We start from the raw sequence: 6,742 nt of genomic DNA, 5'->3' as shown, positions 1-6,742 counted from the left end.
CGGGGCGCCCGGCGTTCCGTACGAGCGGTTACAGTGCCTGGGCGGCCGGCTTCACCATGCCCCGCACCGTGCGGGACTTCACGAAGTCGCCCATGGCGGTCATCTCCCACTCACCGGAGAACTGGCGGATCAGCTTCGCCATCATCACGCCCGTCTGCGGTTCGGCGCTCGTGAGGTCGAAGCGGACCAGTTCCTCGCCCGTGGTGGCGTCCAGGAGGCGGCAGTACGCCTTGGCGACCTCGGTGAACTTCTGGCCGGAGAAGGAGTTCACCGTGAAGACCAGGCCGGTGACGTCCTGGGGGAGACGGCCGAGATCGACGGTGATGACCTCGTCGTCCCCGCCGCCCTCACCGGTGAGGTTGTCGCCGGAGTGCCGGATCGCGCCGTTCACGATCTGGAGCTTGCCGAAGTAGCAGCTGTCGATGTGGTTGCGCTGCGGGCCGTAGGCGATGACCGAGGCGTCGAGGTCGATGTCCTTGCCGCGGTACGCCGGCTCCCAGCCGAGGCCCATCTTGACCTGGGAGAGCAGCGGGCGGCCGCCCTTCATCAGGGAGACGGTCTGGTTCTTCTGGAGGCTGACCCGGCCCTTGTCGAGGTTGATCTTCCCGGTTCCGGGGGCGGCGGCGGGCGGGGCCGGGGGCACGGCGGGCGCGGGCGGGGCCTGCGGGGTGTGCGCCGGCGGGGCCGGCGGGGCCACGGAGGGCTGCACGGCGGCCGGGGGAGGCGTGACCGGCTGGGCCGGGGCGGCCGGTTCCTCGACCGTGACGCCGAAGTCGGTGGCGATGCCGGCCAGGCCGTTGGCGTATCCCTGGCCGACCGCACGGGCCTTCCAGACGCCGTTGCGCAGGTAGATCTCGACCACTACCAGGGCGGTCTCGGCGCCGAGACGCGGGGGAGTGAAGGTGGCCAGGACGGTGTTGTCGTCCGCGTTGCGGAGGGTGGCCGTCGGTTCGATGCCCTGGAAGGTCTGGCCGGCGGCGTCGGGGCTCGCGGTGATGACGATCTTCTCGATGCCGGGCGGCACGGCCGTGGTGTCGACCGTGATGGCGTCGGGGGCGGTGCCACCACCGGAACGGTAGGTCACGCCGGGGCCGGCGGGCTGGTTGTAGAAGATGAAGTCGTCGTCGGAGCGCACCTTGCCGTCGGCGGTGAGCAGCAGGCCCGATACGTCGAGCCGCACGGGCGCGGCGACGTCCACCGTCACACGGGCGGTGGGGAGGGGGATGTTCGAGCCGGGGGTCATAGCGGTCATGCCGAGTGAACGAGCGGGGCGGTTTTGCCGTTCCCTTACCTGTGGCCCGGTCGGACCAGTGGGATGTCGCCCCCGCCGTCCCCTCCCGTCCCTCGGGGGCGCCGCCCCGGGCCCCCGCTCCTCGGACGCCGGAGGGGCTGATCTCCGGCCCCTCCGGCAATCGAGGACGAGGCCCGCAGGGCGGGAAACCTACGGGACCACCACGATCTTCCTGCCCACCCCGGCCGCGAACTGCTCCAGTGCCTGCGGGTAGCGCTCCAGCGGGACGCGGTCGCTGATGAAGACCTCCGGGTCCAGGACGCCGCCCGCGAAGAGTTCCGCCGCTCGTTCGAAGCTGTGCAGGACCGCCATCGAACCGGTGATCGTGATCTCCTGGTTGTAGATGCGGTACGGGTCGATCGTCACCCGCGTCGCGTAGTCGGCGACGCCGAACTGGAGGAACGTGCCGGCCTTGGCGACGCGGCCCAGGCCGTCCTGGATCGCGGCCGCGTTGCCGGTCGCGTCGACGACGACGTCCCAGCCCTGCGGGCGGTCCAGCTCGTCGGCGCCCGCCGCCGAGGCCGACACCCCCAGTCGGCGGGCCGTCTCCAGGCGCGCCGGGTTCACGTCCACCACGTCCACGCTCGCCGCGCCGGTCCGCTTGGCCAGCTCCAGCATCATCAGGCCCATCGTCCCGGAGCCGTAGATCAGCACATGGGCGCCGAGGCGGGACCGGAGCACGTCGTAGCCGCGGACCGCGCAGGACAGGGGTTCGACCAGCGCCGCGTCCTGGGTGCGGACGTGCTCGGGGAGCCTGACGCAGTTCGCCACCGGGGCCACCGCGTACCGGGCGGCCCCGCCCGCCGTGGTGACGCCGATCGCCGCCCAGCGTTCGCAGAGGTTGTTGTGCCCGGTGCGGCAGTAGCGGCACTCGTGGCAGTGCAGGGAGGGGTCCACCGCGACGCGGTCGCCGACGGCCAGCTCGGTGACCCGGGTGCCGACGCCGACCACCTCGCCCGCGAACTCGTGCCCCGGCACGATCGGCAGCTCGGGCGCGAACTCGCCCTGGAGGATGTGCAGGTCCGTGCCGCACAGGCCGCAGGCCGCGACCTCGACGACGACCTCGCGCGGCCCGGGCGTCGGGTCCGGGACCTCGGCGACGACGGCCCTGCCCACGGACTCGATGACGGCGGCCTTCATTTCACGGCTCCCAGTGACAGGCCCTGGACGAGTTTGTCCTGGGCGGCGAACCCCGCGGCGAGCACCGGCAGGGAGACGACGAGCGACGCGGCGCACACCTTGGCCAGGAAGAGTCCCTGGCTGGTGATGAAGCCGGTCAGGAAGACGGGGGCGGTCTCGGCGACCACGCCGGTCAGCACCCGGGCGAAGAGCAGTTCGTTCCAGCTGAAGATGAAGCAGATGAGGGAAGTCGCCGCGATGCCCGGGAGCGCGACGGGCGCGACCACCCGCGCCAGGATCGTCGGCAGCCTCGCGCCGTCCACCCGCGCCGCCTCGATGATCGCGACCGGGACCTCGGCGAGGAAGGACTGCATCATCCACACCGCGATCGGCAGGTTCATGGAGGTGTAGAGGACGACGAGCAGCCAGATGTTGTCGAGCAGACCGGCGTTCTTGGCGAACAGGTAGATCGGCAGCAGGCCCGCCACGACCGGCAGCATCTTGGTGGAGAGGAAGAAGAACAGGACGTCCGTCCACTTCCTCACCGGGCGGATGGACAGGGCGTAGGCCGCGGGGAGGGCCAGGAGCAGGACCAGCAGCGTCGAGGTCACGGACGCGACCGTCGAGTTGATCAGGGCCGGCCAGGGGCTCGCGCCGCCGCCGGTGCCGAAGAACTCGCGGTAGCCGTCCAGGGTGAGGGCGGCCCCGAAGGACGGCGGGTTGGTGGCCGCGTCCTGCTCGGAATGGAAGGACGTCAGGGCCATCCAGGCGATGGGCAGGAAGAAGACGATCCCGGCCAGCCAGGCCACCAGGCCCAGACCCGCTCCCTTGCGGAACCGGCCGCGGCCGCGTACGGCGATGGTGCTCATGCGCGGGACACCTCCTCGCGGAACAGGGACGACACCACGCGCAGGGCGAAGGTCGCGATGACGATCGAGCCGATGACGACCAGGACGCCGGCCGCGGAGGCGAGGCCGTTCTCGTGGGCCTGGTAGAAGGTCTGGTAGACGGTGTAGGGCAGGTTGGCGGTGCCCAGGCCGCCGGACGTGATCGTGAAGACCGCGTCGAAGTTCTGCACGATGTAGACCGAGCCGAGCAGGGCGCCCAGTTCGAGGTAGCGGCGCAGGTGGGGCAGGGTCAGGTGGACGAAGATCTGCCAGTCGCCCGCCCCGTCGACCCGGGCGGCCTCGATCTGCTGCTGGTCCCGGCTCTGCAGTCCGGCGAGGACGATCAGCATCATGAACGGCGTCCACTGCCACACCAGCGCGGCCTGAACCGCGAGCAGCGGCGTGTTCGAGATCCAGTCCGGCTGCGGGCCGCCGACGTAGTGCAGCAGGCCGTTGAGCAGGCCGTACTCGGGGTTGTAGAGGACGTGCTTCCACAGCAGGGCCGCCGCCACCGGGACCACCAGGAACGGGGCGATGAGCAGGGTGCGGACGATGCCCCGGCCGCGGAACCTGCGGTCCAGCAGCAGGGCGAGCAGCAGTCCGAGGACCAGACTGGCGAGGACGACCGCCACGGTCAGCAGGATCGTCGTCCAGACCGACCGGCGCAGGCCGGCGTCGGTGAGGACCTCCCGGTAGTTGGCGAGGCCCGCGAAGTGCCGGGCGTCGGGGTAGAGGGAGTTCCAGTCGAAGAAGGAGATCACCAGGGTCGCCACGAAGGGCAGCTGGGTGACCACGACCATGAAGACCAGGGCGGGCAGGAGCGGGGCGCGGGTGGCCCAGGCGCGCAGCCGGGCGGAGGGCCGGCGACCGGTGGCGGACAGGTCCGGTGCGGCCACGGGGGCCGTCGTCGTGGCGGTCATCGTCCCTCGTACTCCTCGGCGATCTCTTCTGCGAGCTGCTGGGACTTCCTCAGGGCCGACTCGACGGACTGGCGTCCGGCGATGGCCGCGCTGATCTCCTGGGAGACCCGGGTGCCGAGGTCGGTGAACTCCGGGATGCCGACGAACTGGATGCCGGGCGCGGGGCGCGGCTGCACGCCGGGGTCGTTCGGCCGGGCCCGCTCGATGGCCTCCTTGGTCGTCTCCTGGAACGCGGCGGCCTCCGCGCGGTAGGCGGGGTGGGCGTAGGTGGAGGCGCGCTTGCCGGCCGGGACGTCGGACCAGCCGATCTCGTCGCCGACCAGCTCCTCGTACTCCTTGCCGGAGGCCCACGAGACGAACTTCCAGGCGTCGTCGGGGTTGCGGGAGGCGTTCTGGATGCCCCAGGCCCAGGTGTAGAGCCAGCCGGAGGACTCCGTCTTCTCGACGGGCGCGGGGGCGTAGCCGACCTTGCCCCGGACGGGGGAGCCGGCGGACTCCAGGGAGCCGGCCGCGGAGGTGGCGTCGTACCACATGGCGACCTTGCCCTGGGTCATGTTGTTCAGGCACTCGGCGAAGCCGGCCTGGGCGGCGCCGGACTCGCCGTGCTCGCGGACCAGGTCGACATAGAACTTCGTCGCCTTTTCCCACTCGGGGGAGTCGAGCCGGGCGTTCCAGTCCTCGTCGAACCAGGTGCCGCCGAAGGTGTTCACCACCGTCGTCAGCGGTGCCATGACCTCGCCCCAGCCGGGCAGGCCGCGCAGGCAGATGCCCTTCATGCCGGGTTCGGCGCCGTCCGCCTTCGCGGCGAGGTCCGCCACCTGCCGCCAGGTGGGGCGGGCGGGCATCGTCAGGCCCTCCCGGGCGAAGACGTCCTTGCGGTACATCAGGAAGGACGACTCGCCGTAGAACGGCTGGCCGTAGAGCTTGCCGTCGTCGCCGGTGAGGGACTGGCGCATCGGCTCGAGGATGTCCCGCTCGTCGTAGGCGCGGTCCCCGGCGACGTAGGAGTCCATCTCCTCCAGCCAGCCGTTGCGGGCGTAGATGGGTATCTCGTAGTTGGACAGGGTGGCCACGTCGTACTGGCCGGCCTGGTTGGCGAAGTCCTGGCTGATCTTGTCGCGGACGTCGTTCTCCGGCAGCACGGTGAAGTTGACCTCGATGCCGGTGTCCCGGGTGAAGTGCGCCGCGGTCAGCTTCTGCAGCGTGACCATCTGCGGGTTGTTGACCATCAGGACGTTGAGGGAGTCGCCGCCGGATCCGGCCCCGCCCGCCCCGGTCCAGCAGCCGGAGAGCAGCGGGGCGAGCAGCGTCCCTGCGGCGGCCGCGGCGAGTGCGGCTCGCGGCGGCCTGAGTCGGCTCTGGGTTCGCATGGATCGCTCCTGGACGTAGACGCATGTGGAGACAGTGGACGTAGTGGATGCAGTGGATGTGTGCGGATGTAGGGGGAGGGAGCGGGCGTCTCCTGGCGCGGGTCGGCCCCGTGGGGACGCGGGACGGTGTGCCGGTGTGCGGGTCAGACCCGGATGACCTGCGGCCCGAGCAGGGAGTAGCGGTGGGCCTCGGCCGCCGGGAGCAGCGTGCTCGTGACGATCGCCTCCAGCGCGCCGACCTCGGCGAACCGGCAGAAGCCGACCGCTCCGAACTTGGTGTGGACGCCCGCGAACACCACCCGGCGGGCGGCCCGGACCGCCTGTGCCTTGACCTCGCCGACCGCCGGGTCGGGCGTGGTCAGGCCGTGTTCGCGGGAGATGCCGTTGGCGCCGATGAACGCCAGGTCGAGGACGAAGCCGGAGAGCATCTTCGTCGTCCAGTGGTCGACGGTGGCGAGGGTGCCGGAGCGGACGCGGCCGCCGAGCAGCAGGACGGAGGCGGTGCCGGTCCCGGCGAGCGCGCCCGCTACCGGCAGGGAGGCGGTGACCACGGTCAGCGGCCGGTCCCGGGGCAGGGCCTCGGCGATGAGCTGCGGGGTGAAGCCCTCGTCGACGAAGACCGTCTCGGCGTCCCCGAGCAGCCCGGCCGCGGCGGCCGCGACCCGGCGCTTCTCGGGGACGTGGCTGGTGGCGCGGAAGGCGAGCGTCGTCTCGAAGCCGGCGCTCTCCACCGGGTAGGCGCCGCCGTGGGTGCGGCGCACCAGACCGTGGTCCTCCAGGGCGCGCAGGTCCCGTCGTACGGTCTCCTTGGCCACGCCCAGGGCGGCGGCGAGCGCGGTGACGTCGACCGAGCCGGTGGCGCGCGCCACCCGTACGATCTCGCGCCGGCGCTCCTCGGCCGTCCTGTGGTTCATGGCCGGACACCCGCTTCCCTGTCTCGCTGTCCGTTCGGGCCCGGTGGGGCCCACGCAGGAAGTTCTACAGCGGGGGCGCGCCGCCGACCAGGTCTGTTGCGGGCCCGGTCGTGCCCGGTTGTGCCCGTTCGGTTCGGGGCGTGCCCGCCTCGTACCTGGGCGTGCGCGGGCGCGTGCGGGGAAGCGGGCGGCTCGGGTGCCCGCATGCGGCGGCGGGCGGGCACCGAACGGGCCCGCCCGC

At 71.9% G+C, this 6,742-nt stretch carries 6 protein-coding genes; all 6 read right to left on the bottom strand.

The features are described from left to right. Positions 1–28 precede the first annotated feature (28 nt). Positions 29–1,243, bottom strand: coding sequence for a TerD family protein (locus tag RIM90_RS27745; protein WP_309063498.1), 1,215 nt, complete (start codon positions 1,241–1,243; stop codon positions 29–31). A 198-nt stretch (positions 1,244–1,441) separates the two neighbouring features. Further along, positions 1,442–2,431: a zinc-dependent alcohol dehydrogenase family protein gene (locus RIM90_RS27740; RefSeq protein ID WP_309063495.1), complete on the bottom strand. Its 990-nt coding sequence runs from the start codon at positions 2,429–2,431 to the stop codon at positions 1,442–1,444. Then, a complete protein-coding gene (locus RIM90_RS27735) occupies positions 2,428–3,279 on the bottom strand; it encodes a carbohydrate ABC transporter permease (RefSeq protein WP_309063494.1) in 852 nt (283 codons plus the stop codon). Before RIM90_RS27735 ends, RIM90_RS27740 begins: the two co-directional genes overlap by 4 nt. Then, positions 3,276–4,217, bottom strand: coding sequence for a sugar ABC transporter permease (locus RIM90_RS27730; RefSeq protein WP_309063493.1), 942 nt, complete (start codon positions 4,215–4,217; stop codon positions 3,276–3,278). The genes RIM90_RS27735 and RIM90_RS27730 overlap by 4 nt, the downstream gene beginning before the upstream one ends. Beyond that, a complete protein-coding gene (locus RIM90_RS27725) occupies positions 4,214–5,587 on the bottom strand; it encodes a sugar ABC transporter substrate-binding protein (protein ID WP_309063492.1) in 1,374 nt (457 codons plus the stop codon). Before RIM90_RS27725 ends, RIM90_RS27730 begins: the two co-directional genes overlap by 4 nt. Before the next feature lie 143 nt (positions 5,588–5,730). Then, positions 5,731–6,501 carry a DeoR/GlpR family DNA-binding transcription regulator gene (locus RIM90_RS27720; protein WP_309063491.1) on the bottom strand — a complete coding sequence of 257 codons (771 nt, stop codon included), beginning with the start codon at positions 6,499–6,501 and terminating at the stop codon, positions 5,731–5,733. Positions 6,502–6,742: the final 241 nt, after the last annotated feature.

The sequence above is a fragment of the Streptomyces sp. genome, from assembly GCF_031181555.1.
GTDB classification, from domain to species: Bacteria; Actinomycetota; Actinomycetes; order Streptomycetales; family Streptomycetaceae; genus Streptomyces; species Streptomyces fimbriatus.
Note: the sequence above shows the minus strand (reverse complement) of the source record. Positions and strands in the feature narration are given on the sequence as shown.

Bases quoted from the DNA above. Each gene is read 5' to 3' on its own strand.
- RIM90_RS27745 (WP_309063498.1), bottom strand. From the start codon at position 1,243: ATGACCCCCGGCTCGAACATCCCCCTCCCCACCGCCCGTGTGACGGTG.
- RIM90_RS27740 (WP_309063495.1), bottom strand. From the start codon at position 2,431: ATGAAGGCCGCCGTCATCGAGTCCGTGGGCAGGGCCGTCGTCGCCGAG.
- RIM90_RS27735 (WP_309063494.1), bottom strand. From the start codon at position 3,279: ATGAGCACCATCGCCGTACGCGGCCGCGGCCGGTTCCGCAAGGGAGCG.
- RIM90_RS27730 (WP_309063493.1), bottom strand. From the start codon at position 4,217: ATGACCGCCACGACGACGGCCCCCGTGGCCGCACCGGACCTGTCCGCC.
- RIM90_RS27725 (WP_309063492.1), bottom strand. From the start codon at position 5,587: ATGCGAACCCAGAGCCGACTCAGGCCGCCGCGAGCCGCACTCGCCGCG.
- RIM90_RS27720 (WP_309063491.1), bottom strand. From the start codon at position 6,501: ATGAACCACAGGACGGCCGAGGAGCGCCGGCGCGAGATCGTACGGGTG.